The organism is Mycobacteriales bacterium (genome assembly GCA_036497565.1).
GTDB lineage: Bacteria > Actinomycetota > Actinomycetes > Mycobacteriales > QHCD01 > DASXJE01.
The window spans coordinates 1-18,862 of record DASXJE010000027.1 but is presented as its reverse complement, the minus strand read 5'-3'; the positions used below and the strand labels follow the sequence as shown (position 1 = coordinate 18,862).

Sequence of the window (18,862 nt, the reverse complement as noted above, 5' to 3'; positions counted from 1 at the left end):
TCGGCCCGGAATCGCTTGTGGCAGGAGCGGCATTCGGTGAGCGGGTCGACGAACGCGTCGACGTGGCCGGAGGCCTCCCAGACCTCACGGGCCAGGATGACGCTCGAGTCGAGGCCGACGACGTCGTCGCGGCCCGTGACGACCGACTTCCACCACTGCCGTTTGACGTTGTCCTTCATCTCGACGCCGAGCGGGCCGTAGTCCCAGGCGGAGCGCTGGCCGCCGTAGATCTCGCTGGACGGAAAGACGAACCCGCGGCGCTTCGACAGGTTGACGAGGGTGTCGAGACGGTCTGCCACGGTGACTCCATCCGGCTGGCGGTCGGCGAACCTTCAGGGTATCCGCCGCCCGCGCGCGGGTGGGTGGCGCGTCAGGCCCGGCCGCTCTGCTCCACGTCCGGCGGGTTTTCGCCACCGGCGTGCAGGATCTCGAAGGCGCTCGGCTCGTCCCTGGCCTCCGCGAGCAGGGTCGCCACCCGGACCCGGACGTCGAAACCGGACAAGGCGCGGCGATACGCGCCCACACCCGCCCATTCGGTACCGAGGATCCACTCCGTGGGGTCGTCGGCGGCCCGGCCGACCCAGCCGCGTCGGTAGCCGGTCGCCGGCCGCAACGCGTCGAGCGCGTCCCGGGCGCGGACCAGGAACGCCTCGCCGTCGCTCTCCGCGACCGTGAACCGCGACACCACGATCATCGGGCCGCCGCCGCAGGGGTTGGGGACGCGGGTGAGAATGGGGAGCCCACCGCTTCGTGGAGGATCAGCCCGTGTCGAGCCAGGTGCGCCGTACCGTCGAGGAACGCAGCGCGGGCCTGCTCCTGTCGTTGCACCGGCTGCCGCGCTGGGTGCCGTTCGTGCTGGTGCTGGCGCTCGCCGTGGTAGGACTGCTCGCTCACGGTGCGCCGGCCGGGATCGCGATCATCGTGGTATTCCTCTTCGCCGGCTGGTTGACCTATCTTGCCTGGCCGCTCCTGAACCCGTCGGCCCGGCTGGTGCGGGTCGCGGTGCTGGTGCTGCTGCTGGCCGCAGCGGTGCTCCGCGCCACGTCGTCGTAACCGCGTCCTCATATCGGGGCTCCTTCGCCCGCCGGTGCGGCGTCCGTGGTGAGGCCGCGTGCGGTCGAGCTGGTCGCGAGTCCCGCGCCGACCAGCAGCATCGGCACGGCGGCGATGGCGAAGGCCCAGCCTGGTCCGAGGCCGGCCACCGCGCCCATGACGGCGATCGACACGGGTTCCAGCACGACCCACGGCAGGGCGATCACGCTGTTGACCCGGCCCAGCATCTGCGGTGGTGTCCTGGCCTGGACGAACGTCGGGAGCGCGACGTCGGTCGAGTAGGCGACGCCGATCCCGAGGAGGAACAGCAGCGCCGCCGCCAGCAGGTAGTGCGGTACGACGCCCAGGACGGCGAAGCAGATCCCCTCGAGGATCGTCATGCCGATGATCAGCAGCCCCCATCGCCGCGGCAGGCCGGTGACAGTCGCCGAGAGCGCTCCGACGAGCTGACCGAGTCCCCAGGCGGAAATCATGACGCCGAGTGCGACCGACCCGTCCCGCACCGGCCGCGCCAGGGTCGGCAGCCCGACGGCGAACAGGCCGCTGTAGCTCAGGGTCGAGGCGGACAGCAGGAGCAGCACGATCCGTACCTCGATGTTGCGCCGGGCGTAGCGAAGGCCGGCGCGCATCTCGGCCAGCAGCCGACGCACCGAAAACGCCTCCCGCGCACCGACCTCGGTCTTCGGCGCCGCACGGAGCGTGCCGGCCGCGATGAAGAACGTCACCGCGTTGAACCCCAACGCGACCGACGAGCCGGCCGTGGCGAGCAGCACACCACCGAGCACGGGGCCGACGAACATGCTGGCCTGCTCCGCCACACCGATCAGGGCGTTCGCCCGCGGCAGGTCGGATCGGCGTACCAGGGACGGGATGATGCTCGGCGCGGCGGGCCAGAAGAAGGCGTCGGCGATGCCGAACACCACCCCGATCACGAAGAACTGCCAGATCCGCAGACCGCCGGTCGCGGCGAAGCCGGTGAGGATCGTCACGGCGGTGCCGCGGGTCAGGTGCGACACGAACATGACCGTGCGGGGCGAGAACCGGTCGGTGACCGCGCCGCCGACCAGGACGAGCAGTCCACGGGGAATCGTGGCGGCGACGACGACGGCGGCGAGCACGGCCGGCGACCGGGAGATCGACAGCACCAGCCAGACGAACACGACCTGATAGGACGCGTCGCCGACCATCGAGAGTGCCTCGCCGCTCCACACCCAGCGGAACGGTCGCGACCTGAATGGCCCCCTCACATCCATGATCGTGATCGGATTCGTTCGGCGTGTCTCGGTTATTTCCGATCATGATCATGGACGGCGGGGGCGGCGTTGGGCAGCGCGCCGCCGAACCGCCGGTCGCGCGCGGCGTAGGCCTCGCAGGCCGCCCAGAGCTGCCGCCGGTCGAAGTCCGGCCACAGCGTGTCGACGAACGCGAGTTCGGCGTACGACGCCTGCCAGGGCAGGAAGTTGCTGGTCCGCTGCTCCCCCGACGACCGGATGAACAGATCGACGTCGGGCATGTCCGGGAGGTAGAGGTAGCGGGCGACGGTGCGTTCGTCGACCCGGGAGGCGCGCAGCCGGCCCGCCTCGACGTCGCGGGCGATTCCGGCGACGGCGTCGGCGATCTCGGCGCGGCCGCCGTAGTTGACGCAGAACCCGAGGGTCAGCACGGTGTTGTCCCGCGACATCTCCTCGGCCGTCTCGAGCTCGCGGATCACGCTCTTCCACAGCCGCGGTCGCCGGCCGACCCAACGCACCCGGACGCCGAGCTCGGTGAGGTAGTCGCGGCGGCGGTGGATCACGTCGCGGTTGAATCCCATGAGGAACCGCACCTCGTCCGGCGAGCGACGCCAGTTCTCGGTCGAGAACGCGTACGCCGACAGCCACGGCACGCCGAGCTCGATCGCGCCCTCGATGACGTCGAGCAGCGCCGCCTCGCCGGCCTCGTGACCGGCGGTGCGCGGCAGCCCGCGGGACTTGGCCCAGCGACCGTTGCCGTCCATGACGATCGCGACGTGTCCGGGCAGTAGTTCGGCCGGGATCTGCGGCGGCCGCACTCCGGTCGGGTGGGGTCGGGGGGCGCGCGTCACCGACGCCGTCCAGCTCGCATGCCCGACAACCTAGTCGGCCGGGGCTCAGTCGGCCGGGGCCCGCCCCCGCCGATCGACCAGGGGCAGCGACCGCAGGCCGCGCTCGAGGTGCCACTGCAGGTGGGCGGCGACCAGGCCGCTGGCCTCGCGGCGTACCGGTTGCTCGGACCGGTCGGCGGTCGACCAGTCGCCGCGCAGCAGCGCGGTCAGCAGCGTCAGCGTGCCGGGTGCCGGGTGGACCGCACCGGCCGGGCGGCAGGTGGCGCAGACCGCGCCGCCGGCAGGGACGGAGAAGGCCCGATGCGTACCGGGGTTGCCGCAGCGGGCGCAGTCGTCGAGCGCCGGCTCCCAGCCGGCGACCGCCATCGACCGCAGCAGGAAGGCGTCGAGCACCAGGCTGGGCTCGTGTTCGCCGGCGACCAGCGCCCGGAGCGCCCCGATGACGAGCAGGTAGAGCCGCATCGACGGCTCGCGCTCCTCCGCGGTGAGCCGCTCGGCCGTCTCGAGGACCGCCGTACCCGCGGTGTAGCTGCCGTAGTCGCCGACGATGCCCGAGCCGAACGGCGTGATCGTCTCGGCCTGGGTGATGATGTCGAGCGTCCGCCCGGTGTAGAGCTGGACGTCGACGTGGTTGAACGGCTCGAGCCGGGCCCCGAACTTCGACGTCGTCCGGCGTACCCCCTTGCCGACCCCGCGCACCCGGCCGTTTTTCCGGGTGAGCAGCGTGATGATCCGGTCGGCCTCACCGAGCTTCTGCACCCGAAGCACGATGCCGTCGTCCCGGTAGAGGCTCACCACGTCATTGTCCGCGCTCGGCCGACAAAACCCGCCCCCGCCCCGCTGGTACGCCGGTCCGTTCTCCGCCGCCGTGGACAAAACCCACTACTAGTGGGTTATGGGCGTCCCGTACGGCGTGTCGCGGACCAAAACCCACTACTAGTGGGTTTTGTCCACCCCGCAGCAGCCAGTGTCAGAAGCCGAGGCGGCGCAGGTGTCTCGGGTTGCGCTGCCAATCCTTCAACACGCTCACGTGCAGGTCGAGGTAGATCCGGCTGCCGAGAAGCGCCTCGATCTGGTGCCGCGCCGTGGTCCCGACCTCCTTGAGCCGCGCCCCGTGGCTGCCGAGCACGATCGCCTTCTGGCTCGGTCGTTCGACGTAGAGGGTCGCGTAGACGTCGACCAGGTCCTTCCCCTCGCGCGGGCGCATCTCCTCGACCGTCACCGCGATCGAGTGCGGCAGTTCGTCCCGCACCCCTTCGAGCGCCGCCTCGCGGATCAACTCGGCAACCATCACCTGCTCGGGCTCGTCGGTGAGCTCGCCGTCCAGGTAGAGCGGCGGCCCCTCCGGCAGGCGTGCGACGAGCAGGTCGGCGAGGACGTCGACCTGGTACGACGACACCGCCGAGACCGGCACGATCTCGGCGAACTCCCCCAGTTGCGAGACGGCGAGGAGCTTGTCGGTCAATGCGGCATGGCTCACCAGGTCGGTCTTGGTCACGACGGCGATGACCGGCGTACGGCGCAGCTCGGCCAGTTCGGCGGCGATGAACCGGTCGCCCGGGCCGATCGCCTCGTCGGCCGGAAGACAGAGCGCCACCACGTCGACCTCCGACCATGTCGACCGGACGACGTCGTCGAGGCGCTCCCCCAGCAGGGTCCGCGGGCGGTGCAGCCCGGGGGTGTCGACGACGACGAGCTGGGCGTCCGGACGGTGGACGATGCCCCGCACGGCGTGCCGGGTCGTCTGTGGTCGGCCGCTGATGATCGCGATCTTGCTTCCGACCAGGGCGTTGACCAGCGTCGACTTGCCGACATTGGGACGACCGACCAGACAGCCGAAGCCGGACCGGTGCCCGGTCACGGCGGTGGCGTCGTCGGAGCTCATTGCCGCATTGTGTCGCACCGCCGGACAGCGCCGCGTCCCGTCATGATCAAGAGGGGATTCGTACGGCGTTTCGTACCGGAATCCCCTCTTGATCACCGGGTTGCGGGGCCCGCGCCGGCGCGGTCAGCGGAGGAGGTCGCCGCCGAAGTCGAGGGTGGGGTCGCGCCACACGCTGTGCGCGTGGTTGGCCCCGTCCTGGACGTTGTCGTATTCGATGAGCAGCCGGTCGGCCTGTACCCGGTAGTAGTGCGCCTGATCGGCCGGGTCGCCGGCCCACGCGAAGTACGCCTCGGCCGACGCCGGGTCCGCGACCCGCGCCAGGACGTCCTCGGCCAACGCCGCCGGCAGCCGCTCGGCGTACTGCCTGACCAGCCCGGAGAGTACGGCGCGCTGCGGATCGGTCATCGCCTTCGCTGCCAGGCCCGGTGGCGTCCATCGTCCCGTGGGTACCGACGCCCGGTTGGTCTGCAGGATGTCGGCCGGAGCCTCGGGCGCGACGATCGCGTCCGCGCGCTGGTCGGCGTCGAGGCTGCGCACCAACTGCTCGGCCAGGTCGGCCTCGTTCGCGAGCGGGCGCAGGGTGGAGTTGGCGCCGGTGACCGTCACGGCCGGGCGGGCGCCGAGGAAGATCGGTCCCGCGGCGATCCGGCCCTCGACGATGGTGTAGTTGATCGACACGTGGTGCCCGCCGAACCGCCATCCCCACACCGGGCCGGCGGGGTCGCCGAACACCGCGAGGAAGTACAGCTGCGGATCACGCCGGCGGCTGTCCGGCGGCAGACCGGAATAGCTCCCGGTCCAACCCTCCTCCGCGTCGATCAGGTTCTCCAGACCCATCACCGCGGCGAGGACCGCGTAGCCGCGATCGCTCAGCGCGTTGGCCACCAGACGGTGGGTGGCCCGCTGCTGGGTCGCGGTCATGTCGGCGAGGGTCAGCCCGGCCTGGATGTTCGGGGTGTAGAACCACTCGCGCCGCTGGGGGTCGTCGAACGGATATTGCGCGCGGTCGAGCTGGTCGGCGCGCAGCACGCCCAACCAGTCCGCCGCGGCGGTCCCCATCCGGGTGGCCAGCTCACTGACTGCCGGCAACGCGCTCACCTGATCTCCTCTCGCGACGTCCTCGTCCGTCGAGCACCGCGACTGCGGTGGCGCGTGCCCGCACCAGGTCTACCCGACGACGGCCTGCACCGATCCGTCCGGGTCGGCGAGCACCACCGACGCCAGCCCCAGGTCGCGTACGGCGGCAATTGCGGCGGCATCGACGGTCGCCGATCCGCTCACCACCGCCGCGGCCTCAAGGCTGCGGACTCCGCTCGACACCGCGGCGACGACCGCGGCCTGCAGCGCGGACAGAGTCAGCGACGGGAGCGCGACGGTCGCGGCGGCGTAGGTGCGGCCGTCGCTGTCGCGCACCGCCGCACCCTCGTCGGCGCCGGTGCGGGCCGCACTGGCCCGGGCCAGGGTGACAAGCTTGGCGTCCTCGGGGTCCAGCACCACATCGGACTCAGCCATCGACGGTCTGCTCCTGTTCGGACCGGCCGGGTCCGCCGGCCTCGTCGGATTCGGTCGGTAGCCGGTGTACCAGCACGCTGTCGACCCGGTTACGCCGGCCACCCGCGCTCTCGGCAACCAACTCCAGCCCGCACACCTCGGCCCGCGCCCCGGGGATCGGGACCCGGCCGAGCGCCTGGGCGAGCAGGCCGCCCACGGTCTCGACACCGTCGTCGGGCAGCGTGCGGCCGAACAGGTCGCCGAGGTCTTCCAACGTCAGCCGGGAGGTGACCCGGGCGGTGTCCGCGTCGATCCACTCGACCGGGGGCTGCTCGTCGTCGTACTCGTCGGTGATCTCGCCGACGATCTCCTCGAGGATGTCCTCGATCGTGACCAGGCCGGCGGTTCCGCCGTATTCGTCGATGACGACCGCGAGGTGGATCCGCTGCGCCTGCATCTCCCGGAGCAGTTCGTCGACCGGCTTGGACTCCGGCACGAACGTCGCCGGACGCATCACGTCCTCGACCTTGGTCGACCGCAGGCCTTCCTGACGGTCCTGCGCCCGCCGGGCCAGGTCCTTGAGGTAGACGAGACCGACGACGTCGTCGACGTTCTCGCCGATCACGGGGATACGGGAGAAGCCGCTGCGCAGCGCCAGGGCGAGGGCCTGGCCGATCGACTTGGTGTGCTCGATCCAGACAACGTCGGTACGCGGCACCATCACCTCGCGCACGATGGTGTCGCCGAGTTCGAACACCGAGTGGATCATGTCGCGTTCTTCGTGTTCGACGACACCGCGGGCCTCGGCGAGGTCGACCAGCTCGCGCAGTTCCACCTCGGTGGCGAACGGTCCTTCGCGGAAGCCGCGACCTGGGGTGATCGCGTTGCCGACCAGGATCAGCAGCGACGCCAACGGCCCGAGCACCCGGCCGAGCATCCGGGTGATCCCGGCGGTGGCCAGCGCGACGCCGTAGCGGTGCTGGCGACCGATCGTGCGCGGCCCCACGCCGACCAGCACGTAGCTGACGATCGTCATCACCGCCGTGGCCAGGATGACCGCCCGCCAGCCGATGCCGAAGACGTCGATGAGTACGACGGCGACGAGGACCGTCGCGAGCATCTCGGCCCCGACCCGCAGCAGGAGCAGCAGGTTGGTGTGCCGCGCCTTGTCCACGACGATCAGCGCAAGGGTGTGGGCCCGTCGCGACGTGCCCTCCCGGTCCATCTCGTCGACCCGCGCCGGAGACACTGCGGTGAGCGCAGCGTCCACGGCGGCGAAGAATCCGGCGAAGGCCACCAGCACGGCCGCGACGACGAGCAGTACCACGTCGGTCGCGCTCACCCGAGCCGGTCCCTCCCGGAGTCGACCGACGACTGCGTGGGATCGGCCCGCCACGACTGCAGCAGCCGGTTCTGCAGCGCGAACATCCGCCGCTCGTCGTCGGGCTCGGCGTGGTCGTAGCCGAGCAGGTGCAGCACACCGTGAGTCGCGAGCAGGTGCAACTCGTCGTCGAGCGAATGCTTGGCCTGCGCCGCCTGTCTGCGCGCGACCTCCGGACAGAGCACGACGTCACCCAACAAGGCCGGAGCCGGCTCGTCCTCCTCGTCGGGACCGCGGGCGGTGTCCAACTCGTCCATCGGGAAGGCGAGTACGTCGGTCGGACCCGCCTCGTCCATCCACCGGATGTGCAGTGAGGTCATGTACTCCTCGTCGACGAGCAGCACCGACAGCTCGGCGAGCGGGTGCACGTTCATCTCGGCCAGCACGTGGGTCACCACGTCGGCCAGAGCGGTCTCGTCGATGCTGACGCCGGACTCGTTGGCGATCTCGATGGTCATCTCAGCCCTGTCTGCGGGACCTCGGGTCGCGGGCCGGTTCCGACGCCGGCCGGTTGGCCGTCTGGGTGGCATCCCAGCGCTCGTAAGCGTCGACGATCTCGCCGACCAGCCGGTGGCGCACCACGTCGTTGCTGGTGAGCATCGTGAAGTCCACGTCGTCCAACCCGTCGAGGATCTCCCGCACGACCCGCAGACCGGACCGCTGGCCATTCGGCAGGTCGATCTGGGTGATGTCGCCGGTGACGACGACCTTGGACCCGAAGCCGAGCCGGGTGAGGAACATCTTCATCTGCTCGGGCGTGGTGTTCTGCGCCTCGTCGAGCACGATGAACGCGTCGTTGAGGCTGCGTCCGCGCATGTAGGCGAGCGGGGCGACCTCGATCGTGCCGTCCTGGGTGAGACGAGGGATCGACGTGGGGTCGACCATGTCGTGCAGGGCGTCGTAGAGCGGCCGGAGGTAGGGATCGATCTTGTCGAACAGCGTGCCCGGCAGGTAGCCCAGCCGCTCGCCGGCCTCGACCGCGGGACGGGTGAGGATGATCCGGTTGACCTGCTTGGACTGCAGCGCCTGCACGGCCTTGGCCATCGCGAGGTAGGTCTTGCCGGTACCGGCCGGCCCGATGCCGAAGACGATCGTGTGCTTGTCGATCGCGTCGACGTAACGCTTCTGGTTGAGCGTCTTCGGCCGGATCGTGCGTCCGCGCCGGGACAGGATGTTGAAGCTCAGCACCTCGGCCGGACGCTCCGACACCCCGCTGTTCATGATCGACAGCGTCCGTCGTACGGCGTCCGGGGTCAGCGTCTCGCCCCGGTCGAGGAGGGTCAGCAACTCCTCGAAGAAGCGCATCGCGAACGCGTTGTCCGACGGTGCGCCGGTCAAGGTGATCTCGTTGCCGCGGACCAGGATGTCGCTGGTCAGCTGGTCTTCATAGAGGCGGAGCAGCTCGTCCCCGGAACCGAGCAGGGACACCATCGCGTGGCTGGCGGGGACGACGAGCGTGGTCTGGGCAGCAGCTCCGGCGATACCGGGGGTGCCGGCCGAGCCGGCGGACGTGTCTGGCACGGGTGGCGCAGCCTGCGCTTCCTGGGGTGCGAGGACAGGGGACGTACGTGTGACATATCGACTGTACCTGGCAGGTGGACCAGCCGTCTGCCGACAAATGCGGCTGGTGCGACCGCCGCCCGGGAAGACCCCAAATCCACCGCTCTACGACGTATGCCCTCGACCCGGCAAGTCCGGGGCTAACGCGGGGGCGTGGGCTGGTCTCCCCCGCTCCACGGGTCGTCGGCCGGATCGGGCAACGGCGGGACACCGTCGCCCTGACCCACCCGTTCGATGAACACCTCCGGCCCGACCGCCCGGCCGGCGATGGCGTGCTCGCCCCACCTGGTCAGTCCGGCGCTGTCGCGGCGGGCGAGTTCGTCGAGGTAGGACTGGCGTTCGTGGATGAGCCGCAGGCGGTCGGGCACCGAGTGGCACCGGCCGAGCTCCACCGACGTGCGCTCCCAGGCTCGCCCGATCTCCGCGGTACTCGCCTGGGCCGGATCGGCGCGCACCGCCGCTCTCCTCCGGCGGCGGCCCCACAGACCTCCGGTGAGGACCCGCAACACGCGCGATCTACGGTTTTCCCCGGGCATGTCCATCGCTTACCCACGTGAGCGGAACTTACGCGCCCGATGCGGTCATCGGCCGAACTGATGGTGCTCCATGCGGGTGGCGACTAGCCCGGCGGCCAGCCCATCGCGCGACCCCCCAGCAGATGCAGGTGCACGTGGTTCACCGTCTGGTTCGCCTCGGCGCCGGTGTTGAACACCAGCCGGTAGCCGCTGTCGGCGACACCAAGATCGGCGGCGACCGCGCCGGCCTCCCGCATCAGCTCGACCATGACCGCGGGCGCGGCGTTGGCGAGCTCCGCTGCGTTGTCGTAGTGGTCGCGCGGCACGAGCAGCACGTGGACCGGCGCCTGCGGCGTGACGTCGCGGAACGCGTAGGTGGACTCGGTCGAACGCACCGACTCCGACGGCACCTCGCCGGCGACGATGCGGCAGAACAGACAGTCGGCCATGCGGCGATGGTACGGAGTGGCGCCGGCCGGGTCAGCGTCCGTTGAACGCATCCCGCATCCGGGAGAACAGCCCGCCCGGGCCGGCCTTGGAGAGCGGGCGTTCCTCGTCACGCAGCTTGGCCAGCTCGCGCAGCAGCTTCTCCTGCTCCGGGTCGAGCCGGGTCGGCGTACTGACCTCGACGTGCACCAGCAGGTCGCCGCGGCCCACCCCGCGCAGGTGCGGGATTCCGCGGGCCCGCAGCGTCACCACGGCGCCGGACTGTGCGCCCGCGCGGATGTCGATGTCCTCCTCGCCGTCGAGGGTGTGCAGCGTGAGGCTGGTGCCGAGCGCCGCCGCGGTCATCGGCAGCGTGACCCGGCAGTGCAGGTCGTCGCCGTCGCGGCTGAAGACGTCGTGCGGACGCTCGCTGACCTCGACGTAGAGGTCGCCGGCCGGACCGCCGCCGGGCCCGACCTCGCCCTGCCCGGAGAGCCGGATCCGCATCCCGTCCTCGACGCCGGCCGGGATCTTCACCGAGATCGTCCGCCGGGTCCGGACCCGGCCGTCGCCGGCGCACTCCGGGCACGGGTTGGGGATCGTCTCACCGACCCCGAGGCAGGTGGGGCAGGTACGCGCGGTCATCACCTGACCGAGGAACGAGCGCTGCACGCTCTGCACCTCTCCGCGGCCGCCGCAGGTGTCACACGTCCGCGGCGCCGTACCGGGGGCGGTGCCCGCTCCCGAGCAGGTTTCGCACCGTACGGCGGTGTCGACGGACAGCTCCTTGCTGGTGCCGAACGCCGCCTCGGAGAGGTCGACGTCGAGCCGGATCAGCGCGTCGGCGCCCTGGCGCGCCCGACCCCGCGTCCCGCGGGCGGTACCGCCGCCGAAGAACGCGTCCATGATGTCGCCGAAACCGGCGAAGCCGCCGGCGAACGGGTCGCCACCGCCGCCACCGGCGGGGGCGAGCGGGTCGCCGCCGAGGTCGACCATCCGGCGCTTCTCCGGGTCCCGCAGCACCTCGTAGGCCGCCGCGACCTGCTTGAAGCGCTCCTGCGCCTCCGGGTCGGGGTTGACGTCGGGGTGCAGGTCGCGCGCCTGCTTGCGGTAGGCGCGCTTGATCTCCTCAGGAGACGCATCGGTGCGCACGCCAAGCACGCCGTAGTAGTCGGTTGCCACGTTCCTCAGCTTCCTGCCAGCAGCTCGCCGACATAGCGTGCAACAGCTCGGACAGCGCTCATGCTCCCCGCGTAGTCCATGCGGGTCGGGCCCAGGACGCCGATACCGCCGAGCGCGAGACCACCGGATCCGTAGCCGGTGGAGATGGCCGACGTCGACCGTAGCCCCTCGTAGGTGATCTCCTCGCCGATGCGTACCCGCACGGCGGGCGGCGCCTCGGTCTCACCGAACAGCCGGAGCAGCACCGCCTGTTCCTCGAGTGCCTCGAGGACGGGGCGCAGCGAGTGCGGGAAGTCGAGGATGTCGAGGTTGCCCCGCCCGCCCAGCACGACCCGCTCCTCGGGGCGCTCCACGAGCGTCTCGAGCAGCACCGACGACAGGCTGGTCACGATCGGTCGGAGGTCGGGGTCGACGGCGTCGGGCATGGTGGCGACGATGTCCGGCGCGTCGGCGAGCAGGCGGTCGCGCAGCCAGCTGTTGAGGGTGCCGCGCAGATCCACCACCTGCTCGTCGGTGGTGTCGCCGGGCAGTTCCACGATCCGCTGCTCGACCCGGCCGGTGTCGGTGATCAGCACCAGCATGAGCCGGTTGGCGGCCAGGTGGACCACCTCGAGATGCCGGACGGTGCTGATCGACAGGCTCGGGTACTGCACGATCGCGACCTGGTGGGTGATCTGGGCCAGCAGCCGCACGGTGCGGCGCAGGACGTCGTCGAGGTCGACCGCGCCCGCGAGGAACGAGTGGATCGCCCGCCGTTCGGCCGGCGACAGCGGCTTGACCGAGGACAACCGGTCGACGAAGAGCCGGTAGCCCTTGTCCGTCGGGACCCGGCCGGCACTGGTGTGCGGCTGGGTGATGTAGCCCTCTTCCTCCAGTACCGCCATGTCGTTACGGATCGTGGCGGGTGAAACGCCGAGATTGTGGCGATCTGCCAACGCCTTGGACCCGATCGGCTCATTCGTCGACACGAAGTCCTCGACGATGGCACGCAGGACCTCGAGCTTGCGCTCCTCGAGGCTCATCGCCACCTCCTCTGGCACTCCGGTTCACAGAGTGCCAAGTGTACGTCGGCCCCGCGACTCGACGGCCCGGCGCGGGCGTGGACTCTGCCACGTCCCGGGCCAACTCGACGGATTGCTCCGACGGACTAGTCTCGTCGGGTCCGTACGCGACAGGCAGGGGTCCGAGGTGATCTTCAAGGACGTCCGGGAGGGACGCCCGTATCCCGACCACGGGTTCTCTTCCCGTGACTGGGCCACGATCCCGCCCCGGCAGGTCCGGCTGGACGAGCTCATCGCGACCAAACGCGAACTGGCGCTGGACCGGCTGCTCGAGCAGGACTCGACCTTCTACGGCGACCTGTTCCCGCACGCGGTGCAGTGGAACGGTGACCTCTACCTCGAGGACGGGCTGCACCGGGCCCTGCGGACGGCCCTCCACCAGCGGAACGCGCTGCACGTCCGGGTGCTCGACCTCGACCGGCGCGACTCCGCCTGAGCCCCCCTCACAGCCAGCCCTTCTCGCGGGCTGCGTGCACGGCCGCCACCCGGTTGCGGGCGCCGGTCTTCTGGATGGCCGACGACAGGTAGTTGCGCACGGTGCCTTCGGAGAGGAAGAGCCGCCCGGCGATGTCGGCGACGGTGGAGCCGTCCGAGGACGCTCCGAGGACCTCCCGCTCCCGCCCCGACAGCGGATTCGGACCCTCGGTGAGCGCCGCGGCGGCCAGGCCGGCGTCGATGACCCGCTCGCCGGCAAGCGCCCGCCGGATCGCATCGGCCAGCTCGCCGGCCGGCCCGTCCTTGACGAGGAAGCCCGCTGCGCCGGCCTGCATCGCCCGGCGCAGAAAACCCGGCCGGCCGAACGTGGTGAGGATCAGCACCCGGCATGCGGGCAGGGAGTCGTGCAGTTGGGCCGCCGCCGTCAATCCGTCCATGCCGGGCATCTCGATGTCGAGCAGGGCGACGTCGGGCCGGAGATCGAGCGCGGCCGGCACGACTGCATCCCCGGTGCCGACCTGCGCCACCACCTCGAGGTCCTCCTCGAGGTCGAGCAGCGCGGCGATGGCGCCGCGCACCATCGCCTGGTCCTCGGCCAGCAGCACCCGGATCACGGGCTGCATTGTGCCCGCCGTAGGGGTGGCCGCAGGTCAGTGGGCGGGGGCCGCCTGGGCGTCCCGTTCGGCAGCTCGCGGCGCTGTGGCGTAGGAGGGTGCATCCAGCGGGACGTTCACCGCGAGCTGGAACCCGCCGTCGGCCCCGGCTCCGGCCCGGAGCCGTCCACCGGCCGCCGCCATCCGTTCGGCGAGGCCGGCCAGACCGTGCTGCCCCGTCTCCGGCCCGACCGGGCAGTCCTCGGCCGGGCCGACACCGTCGTCCCGCACCACCATCCGGGCATGGTCGTGCGCCCGGTGCATCTCGATGCGGACCTGTCGGGCGTGGCTGTGCCGCAGGATGTTGGTGGTCGCCTCACGGACGGTCCAGCCGAGCAGCGACTCGACCGCGGCCGGGAGCGGCGCGCCCGGCGCGGGCAGCTCGACGGTCATCCCGGCCGCCTCGAGTGCCGCCCGGGCGCCCGTGAGCTCCTCGTCGAGGGACCGCCGGTAGCCGCTGACCGCCTCGCGCACCTCGACGAGCGCCTGCCGGGCCACCGCCTCGATGTCGCGGACCTCCGCCTCGGCGCGGTCGGGGTCGCGGGGGATCAGTCGCTCGGCGAGCTCGCTCTTGATCGCGATCAGCGACAGGCTGTGCCCGAGCAGGTCATGCAGGTCGCGGGCGAAGCGCAGCCGCTCCTCGGACACCGCGAGGCGGGCGTTCTCCTCCCGGGTGGTCGCCAGCTCGCGGATCAGCGCCGCCATCCGCCCGATACCGATCATGCCCACCGGGCAGAGCAGGGTGAGCAGCGTCAGGCTGAGTACGGAGCCCGCGTCGGCGTGCCGGACGAGCAGCACCCCCAGGGTCGCCGCGGCGAGAACGACGATCACCCGGAAGCCGGTGCGGGGCGTCACCGACACCACCAGCGCGCAGCTCGCGTAGATCATCAGCCCGGCGAAGTTCCCGCCGAACGCGAGCGGCATGCCGATGGCCAGCACGACCAGCGCGACGGGATAGCGGAGCGGGTGGACCCGCCCGGCGTTGTCCAGCGGGTGCATCAACCGACGCAGCGAGACCAGCCGCAGGTAGATGACCACGAACGCGGCGAGCGCGAGCGATGCCACCGCGACCTGCCACGCCGGACGCTGCGTCGTCGCGAGGTCGATGACCGGGTAGGCCAGGAAGACGAGGTAGACGGCGCCCCAGGTCAGGCCGAGCCGCGATCCCTTCCCCCTACCGGGCCAGAACCGGTCGGGTTTCTGCTCGTCTGCCATGCCACTCCTCCATCGCGCCCCGATCACCGTACGGGAGCGCTCACCGCGGTCGGCAGTGCCACGGATCCGGTCCTTGACGTGACGGATGTCACTCGACGAGGTCGCGGACCACGGCGTCGGCGAGCAGCCGGCCGCGCAGGGTCAGCACCGCGCGGCCCTCGTCGTAGGCGGCCCGGTCGAAGAGCCCGTAGGTGAGCATCCGGTCGGCCTCGGCCCGGCGGGCGGCCGGGATCTCCTGCAGCGCGAGGCCGTCGGCCAGCCGGATCCGCAGCAGGACCCGTTCGGTACGGCGCTGCTGCGGGTCGAGCACCTCACGGGCCTGCGCGGGGGTCTCCCCCGCGGCCAGTCGGGCGGCGTAGGCGGCCGGATGCTTGACGTTCCACCAGCGCACGCCGCCGACGTGGCTGTGCGCGCCCGGACCGATCCCCCACCAGTCGCCGCTGGTCCAGTAAAGGAGGTTGTGCCGGGCCCGGGCGGAGGGCTGACGGGCCCAGTTCGACACCTCGTACCACGCGAAGCCGCCGGCGGACAGCGTCTGCTCGGCCTGTGCGTAGCGGTCGGCGAGGATGTCGTCGTCCGGGGCGGGCAGCTCGCCGCGGGCCACCTGCCGGCCCATCCGGGTGCCCTCCTCGACGACCAGCGCGTAGGCCGAGACATGGTCCGGCCCGGCGCCGATCGCCGCGTCGAGCGAGTCCTGCCAGTCGTGTTCGGTCTCCCCGGGGGCGCCGTAGATCAGGTCGAGGTTGACGTGGTTGAACCCGGCCTTGCGGGCGTCCTCGACCGCGTCGACCGCCCGCCCCGGGGTGTGCTGGCGGTCCAGGACGGCGAGCACGTGCTCGGCGGCCGACTGCATTCCGAGGCTGACCCGGGTGAAGCCGGCCTCGCGCAGCCGGGACAGGTAGGCCGGGGTCACCGACTCGGGGTTGGCCTCCGTGCTCACCTCGGCGTCGGGAGCGAGCCCGAACAGCTCGCGGACCTCGCCCAACAGGGCGGACAGGTGCTCGGCCGGCAGCAGGCTCGGCGTACCACCGCCGACGAACACCGTGTCGACCTGCGGCGTGCGGTCACCGAGCACATGCCGCGCCAGCCGGATCTCGCTCAGGGCGACGTCGACGTAGGACGACGCCGAGATGCCCGGCAGCTCCAATGCCGTGTAGGTGTTGAAGTCGCAGTAGCCGCACCGGGTCGCACAGAACGGCACGTGGATGTACAGGCCGAACGGCACCCGACCCACGCCGGTGCGGACGTGTTCGGGTAACGAACCGTCCCGAGGGACCGGCTCGCCGTCCGGCAGCGCAGGGCTCACGGGTGCAGTGTTTCAATGCCGGACGGATCCGGCTAGCAGCCGGTCCCGCTGGCGCGCCGCCGAGCCGACCCGAAGGAGACCTCGTGGCTGACGAGTTGGTGCATTACGACGTACGGCGTGGGACGGCCCTCCTCACCCTCGACTCACCGGCCAACCGCAACGCGCTGTCCCGGGCGCTCATGGCCCGGCTCGGCGACCTGCTGGCCCGGGCGGGTTCCGATCCGCAGGTGCGGGTGATCGTGCTCGCCCACGCCGGGCCCGTCTTCTGCTCCGGGATGGACCTGACCGAGGCCCGCGGCGACGCGGCGAGCATGCCGGTCACCGACCTGCCCCGCATCCTGCAGGCGGTATGGGAATCGCCGAAACCGGTCGTCGCTCAGGTCGGCGGCGCGGCCCGGGCCGGCGGTCTCGGCCTCATCGCGGCCAGTGACATCGCCGTGGCGGCGCGGTCGGCGACGTTCGCCTTCAGCGAGGTGCGGATCGGCGTCGTACCGGCGACCATCGCGCCGACGGTGCTGCCGCGGATCGCGCCGCGCGCCGTGCAGGAACTCTTCCTGACCGGTGCGGTCTTCGACGGCGACCGGGCCGTCCAGATCGGCCTGGTCACCGAGGCCGTCGACGACGGTGCCGTCGAGTCGGCGGTCGGACGCTACGTCGACCTTCTCGCCCGCGGCGGACCCGAGGCGCTGGCCGAGACCAAACGCCTGCTGCGGGAGGCGAGTGCGCCGGCCCTGGCCGAGGAGTTCGCGGCGATGTCCGCCGTGTCGGCCCGGCGGTTCGCGTCCGCCGAGGGGCAGGAAGGGATTGCGGCATTCCGCGAGAAGCGGCCGCCGCAATGGGCGGCCGAACTCTGAGAGCGGGTCACCGGTCGGTCAGCAGGACGGTCAACGGACGCGGCCCGTCCCGCGACTCCTCGACCGCCTGCGCCAGGATCTCGCGGACGGCGGCGTCGGTCGCCGGGTCGGCCGCGCCCAGGGCCGCCGGCCGTTCCCACACCAGGGCCAGCGGACCGGGCGGGAGCCAGGACAGGTCACCGACGCTGTCGGCCAGCGCGTCGAGGTTGCGGCCGAACCAGCCCGGGAAGGACAGCGCCGCGGCGACGGCGTCGAGGAACCCGGCCTTCGACGACTGCTCGGCGACGACGTACGGCCTCAGTCCGTGCGCGGTCGCGGCTGCGACCGCCTCGGCGACCCCGTCGTCGATGCGGTAGACCCCCGGTCCGGTGAACGTCATCGGTCCGGGTCCACATGCACGAACGAGACGTAGTGGTTAGCGGTGTAGTAGAACTGCCCGCCGCGGCCATGGATGATGCGCCGCGGTCCGCGGTCGGACTCCCCCGGCGTGATCACGGTGTACTCCCGGTAGTAGCCGGTCGGCTCGGCCGGCAGCAGGTGCTCACGGTTGTCGAAAACCACGCCGTCCCGCGAAAACGGATACGGACCGCCCCGCTCGACCAGGGCGATGGTCGCCTGAGCCTGCCCCGGCAGGCCGGTCGCGGCGACGGTCCGCGGATGCGGATCGCCGGAGCCGCCGCGCGCGGACTCGACGAGGTAGCCACCGCCGAGCAATGCCGCCAGCACGATCAGCGCCAGCAGCGGCCGACGGATCCCCACCACGTCGACGACTGTACGGTCGTTCGATGCTTGCTGCGTATGCCACCGCGCCCAACTCGGACGACCCGCTCGCGGCGCTCGCCGTCGGCGACCGGCCCGATCCGCAGCCGCCCGAGGGCTGGACGACGGTCGCGGTCAAGGCCGCCTCGCTCAACCGGCACGACGTCTTCACCCTGCAGGGAGTCGGTCTGCCCGCCGACCGCTACCCGATGATCCTCGGCTGCGACGCCGCCGGGATCGACGAGGACGGCAACGACGTCGTCGTCCACGGGGTGATCAGCGACCCGGGCTGGTCCGGCGACGAGACCCTGGACCCGAAGCGCACGCTGCTCTCCGAACTGCACCCGGGCACCTTCGCCGAGCGGGTCGCCGTACCCCGTCGCAACCTGCTCCCGAAGCCGGCCGACCTCTCCTACTCCGAGGCCGCCTGCCTGGGCACCGCCTGGCTCACCGCCTACCGGATGCTCTTCGGCAAGTCCGGGCTGCGGCCGGGCGGCACGGTGCTCGTGCAGGGCGCCACCGGTGGGGTGTCCACCGCGGCGATCGCGCTGGGGCGCGCCGCGGGCTTCCGGGTGTGGGTGACCGGCCGTACCGAGGCCAAGCGGGAGGCGGCGCTGCGGATCGGCGCGCACGCCACGTTCGAGCCGGGCGCCCGACTGCCCGATCGCGTCGACGCCGTACTCGAGACCGTCGGCAAGGCGACCTGGGACCACTCGCTGAAGTCGCTGCGACCGGGCGGGACCGTGGTGGTCTCCGGTGCGACGACCGGGCCCAACCCGCCGGCGGCGCTCAACCGGATCTTCTTCCTCCAGCTCAACGTCGTCGGCTCGACGATGGGCACCCGCGACGAGTTCGCCGCGCTGATCCGCTTCCTCGACACGTCCGGGGTGCGGCCGGTGATCGATACCGAACTGCCGCTGGCCAAGGCGGCCGACGGCGTCGCCGCCATGCTCTCCGGTGACCCGGTCGGCAAGATCGTCTTCACCACCCCCTGACCGCTGCC

24 protein-coding genes are annotated in these 18,862 nt (G+C 71.6%); 4 read left to right on the top strand and 20 right to left on the bottom strand.

What is annotated here, in order from left to right; translation table 11 throughout:
- Together VGH85_02845 and VGH85_02840 are read right to left on the bottom strand one after the other, a co-directional pair.
- Positions 1 to 299, bottom strand: a 299-nt coding sequence (locus VGH85_02845; protein HEY2172727.1) for a glycine--tRNA ligase, incomplete at its 3' end; no start/stop codon positions are given.
- A 71-nt stretch (positions 300 to 370) separates the two neighbouring features.
- Positions 371 to 694 carry an antibiotic biosynthesis monooxygenase gene (locus tag VGH85_02840; protein ID HEY2172726.1) on the bottom strand — a complete coding sequence of 108 codons (324 nt, stop codon included), beginning with the start codon at positions 692 to 694 and terminating at the stop codon, positions 371 to 373.
- Positions 695 to 765: 71 nt separating this feature from the next.
- On the opposite strand from VGH85_02840, the gene VGH85_02835 reads away from it, so the two are divergent.
- The gene (locus VGH85_02835) at positions 766 to 1,053 is read left to right on the top strand and encodes a DUF6703 family protein (GenBank protein ID HEY2172725.1); all 288 of its coding nucleotides are present in this window, start codon (positions 766 to 768) and stop codon (positions 1,051 to 1,053) included.
- 8 nt (positions 1,054 to 1,061) lie between these two features.
- Here the strand turns inward: VGH85_02835 and VGH85_02830 are convergent, their stop codons facing one another.
- The 13 genes from VGH85_02830 to hrcA form a co-directional block, all read right to left on the bottom strand.
- Positions 1,062 to 2,306, bottom strand: coding sequence for an MFS transporter (locus VGH85_02830; protein ID HEY2172724.1), 1,245 nt, complete (start codon positions 2,304 to 2,306; stop codon positions 1,062 to 1,064).
- A 32-nt stretch (positions 2,307 to 2,338) separates the two neighbouring features.
- Positions 2,339 to 3,136, bottom strand: a complete 798-nt coding sequence (locus tag VGH85_02825; protein ID HEY2172723.1) for an isoprenyl transferase — start codon at positions 3,134 to 3,136, stop codon at positions 2,339 to 2,341.
- Between the two features lie 45 nt (positions 3,137 to 3,181).
- Positions 3,182 to 3,931, bottom strand: a complete 750-nt coding sequence (gene recO / locus VGH85_02820; protein ID HEY2172722.1) for a DNA repair protein RecO — start codon at positions 3,929 to 3,931, stop codon at positions 3,182 to 3,184.
- Positions 3,932 to 4,106: 175 nt separating this feature from the next.
- Complete coding sequence (era, locus tag VGH85_02815) at positions 4,107 to 5,021, bottom strand: GTPase Era (GenBank protein ID HEY2172721.1); 915 nt, start codon at positions 5,019 to 5,021, stop codon at positions 4,107 to 4,109.
- 123 nt (positions 5,022 to 5,144) lie between these two features.
- Positions 5,145 to 6,119: a DUF3500 domain-containing protein gene (locus VGH85_02810; protein ID HEY2172720.1), complete on the bottom strand. Its 975-nt coding sequence runs from the start codon at positions 6,117 to 6,119 to the stop codon at positions 5,145 to 5,147.
- Positions 6,120 to 6,188: 69 nt separating this feature from the next.
- Complete coding sequence (locus VGH85_02805; protein ID HEY2172719.1) at positions 6,189 to 6,533, bottom strand: cytidine deaminase; 345 nt, start codon at positions 6,531 to 6,533, stop codon at positions 6,189 to 6,191.
- Positions 6,526 to 7,854, bottom strand: a complete 1,329-nt coding sequence (locus VGH85_02800) for a hemolysin family protein (GenBank protein ID HEY2172718.1) — start codon at positions 7,852 to 7,854, stop codon at positions 6,526 to 6,528. Before VGH85_02800 ends, VGH85_02805 begins: the two co-directional genes overlap by 8 nt.
- On the bottom strand, positions 7,851 to 8,351 hold the full coding sequence (gene ybeY / locus VGH85_02795) for an rRNA maturation RNase YbeY (protein HEY2172717.1): 501 nt from the start codon (positions 8,349 to 8,351) through the stop codon (positions 7,851 to 7,853). Before ybeY ends, VGH85_02800 begins: the two co-directional genes overlap by 4 nt.
- 1 nt (position 8,352) lies before the next feature.
- Entirely contained in the window at positions 8,353 to 9,375 is a 1,023-nt protein-coding gene (locus tag VGH85_02790; GenBank protein ID HEY2172716.1) for a PhoH family protein, read from the bottom strand.
- 218 nt (positions 9,376 to 9,593) lie between these two features.
- Positions 9,594 to 9,908: a hypothetical protein gene (locus tag VGH85_02785; GenBank protein ID HEY2172715.1), complete on the bottom strand. Its 315-nt coding sequence runs from the start codon at positions 9,906 to 9,908 to the stop codon at positions 9,594 to 9,596.
- 164 nt (positions 9,909 to 10,072) lie between these two features.
- Entirely contained in the window at positions 10,073 to 10,417 is a 345-nt protein-coding gene (locus VGH85_02780) for a histidine triad nucleotide-binding protein (protein ID HEY2172714.1), read from the bottom strand.
- A 31-nt stretch (positions 10,418 to 10,448) separates the two neighbouring features.
- A complete protein-coding gene (gene dnaJ / locus VGH85_02775; protein ID HEY2172713.1) occupies positions 10,449 to 11,576 on the bottom strand; it encodes a molecular chaperone DnaJ in 1,128 nt (375 codons plus the stop codon).
- Between the two features lie 5 nt (positions 11,577 to 11,581).
- On the bottom strand, positions 11,582 to 12,598 hold the full coding sequence (hrcA, locus tag VGH85_02770) for a heat-inducible transcriptional repressor HrcA (protein HEY2172712.1): 1,017 nt from the start codon (positions 12,596 to 12,598) through the stop codon (positions 11,582 to 11,584).
- 166 nt (positions 12,599 to 12,764) lie between these two features.
- Between hrcA and VGH85_02765 the strand changes: the two genes are divergently transcribed.
- Positions 12,765 to 13,073, top strand: a complete 309-nt coding sequence (locus tag VGH85_02765) for a type II toxin-antitoxin system VapB family antitoxin (protein ID HEY2172711.1) — start codon at positions 12,765 to 12,767, stop codon at positions 13,071 to 13,073.
- Positions 13,074 to 13,080: 7 nt separating this feature from the next.
- Here the strand turns inward: VGH85_02765 and VGH85_02760 are convergent, their stop codons facing one another.
- The 3 genes from VGH85_02760 to hemW all read right to left on the bottom strand — a co-directional run bounded on the left by VGH85_02760 (position 13,081) and on the right by hemW (position 16,234).
- A complete protein-coding gene (locus VGH85_02760; protein ID HEY2172710.1) occupies positions 13,081 to 13,686 on the bottom strand; it encodes a response regulator transcription factor in 606 nt (201 codons plus the stop codon).
- A 36-nt stretch (positions 13,687 to 13,722) separates the two neighbouring features.
- Positions 13,723 to 14,940 (bottom strand): sensor histidine kinase, encoded by a 1,218-nt coding sequence (locus tag VGH85_02755; GenBank protein ID HEY2172709.1) that lies wholly within the window; start codon positions 14,938 to 14,940, stop codon positions 13,723 to 13,725.
- An 88-nt stretch (positions 14,941 to 15,028) separates the two neighbouring features.
- Positions 15,029 to 16,234 (bottom strand): radical SAM family heme chaperone HemW, encoded by a 1,206-nt coding sequence (hemW, locus tag VGH85_02750; GenBank protein HEY2172708.1) that lies wholly within the window; start codon positions 16,232 to 16,234, stop codon positions 15,029 to 15,031.
- A 95-nt stretch (positions 16,235 to 16,329) separates the two neighbouring features.
- Between hemW and VGH85_02745 the strand changes: the two genes are divergently transcribed.
- Complete coding sequence (locus VGH85_02745) at positions 16,330 to 17,100, top strand: enoyl-CoA hydratase-related protein (GenBank protein HEY2172707.1); 771 nt, start codon at positions 16,330 to 16,332, stop codon at positions 17,098 to 17,100.
- 7 nt (positions 17,101 to 17,107) lie between these two features.
- Here VGH85_02745 and VGH85_02740 read toward each other — a convergent pair whose 3' ends face one another.
- Positions 17,108 to 17,479: a barstar family protein gene (locus VGH85_02740; GenBank protein HEY2172706.1), complete on the bottom strand. Its 372-nt coding sequence runs from the start codon at positions 17,477 to 17,479 to the stop codon at positions 17,108 to 17,110.
- Positions 17,476 to 17,862 carry a ribonuclease domain-containing protein gene (locus VGH85_02735; protein ID HEY2172705.1) on the bottom strand — a complete coding sequence of 129 codons (387 nt, stop codon included), beginning with the start codon at positions 17,860 to 17,862 and terminating at the stop codon, positions 17,476 to 17,478. Before VGH85_02735 ends, VGH85_02740 begins: the two co-directional genes overlap by 4 nt.
- 23 nt (positions 17,863 to 17,885) lie before the next feature.
- Here VGH85_02735 and VGH85_02730 point away from each other — a divergent pair, with 23 nt between their 5' ends.
- Complete coding sequence (locus VGH85_02730; GenBank protein ID HEY2172704.1) at positions 17,886 to 18,854, top strand: zinc-binding dehydrogenase; 969 nt, start codon at positions 17,886 to 17,888, stop codon at positions 18,852 to 18,854.
- The last annotated feature ends 8 nt before the right edge of the window (positions 18,855 to 18,862 follow it).

Coding starts and splice junctions, on each gene's coding strand:
- VGH85_02805 (HEY2172719.1), bottom strand. CDS start 6,533: ATGGCTGAGTCCGATGTGGTGCTGGACCCCGAGGACGCCAAGCTTGTC.
- VGH85_02840 (HEY2172726.1), bottom strand. CDS start 694: ATGATCGTGGTGTCGCGGTTCACGGTCGCGGAGAGCGACGGCGAGGCG.
- ybeY (HEY2172717.1), bottom strand. CDS start 8,351: ATGACCATCGAGATCGCCAACGAGTCCGGCGTCAGCATCGACGAGACC.
- VGH85_02755 (HEY2172709.1), bottom strand. CDS start 14,940: ATGGCAGACGAGCAGAAACCCGACCGGTTCTGGCCCGGTAGGGGGAAG.
- VGH85_02780 (HEY2172714.1), bottom strand. CDS start 10,417: ATGGCCGACTGTCTGTTCTGCCGCATCGTCGCCGGCGAGGTGCCGTCG.
- hrcA (HEY2172712.1), bottom strand. CDS start 12,598: ATGAGCCTCGAGGAGCGCAAGCTCGAGGTCCTGCGTGCCATCGTCGAG.
- VGH85_02830 (HEY2172724.1), bottom strand. CDS start 2,306: ATGGATGTGAGGGGGCCATTCAGGTCGCGACCGTTCCGCTGGGTGTGG.
- VGH85_02730 (HEY2172704.1), top strand. CDS start 17,886: ATGCTTGCTGCGTATGCCACCGCGCCCAACTCGGACGACCCGCTCGCG.
- VGH85_02740 (HEY2172706.1), bottom strand. CDS start 17,479: ATGACGTTCACCGGACCGGGGGTCTACCGCATCGACGACGGGGTCGCC.
- era (HEY2172721.1), bottom strand. CDS start 5,021: ATGAGCTCCGACGACGCCACCGCCGTGACCGGGCACCGGTCCGGCTTC.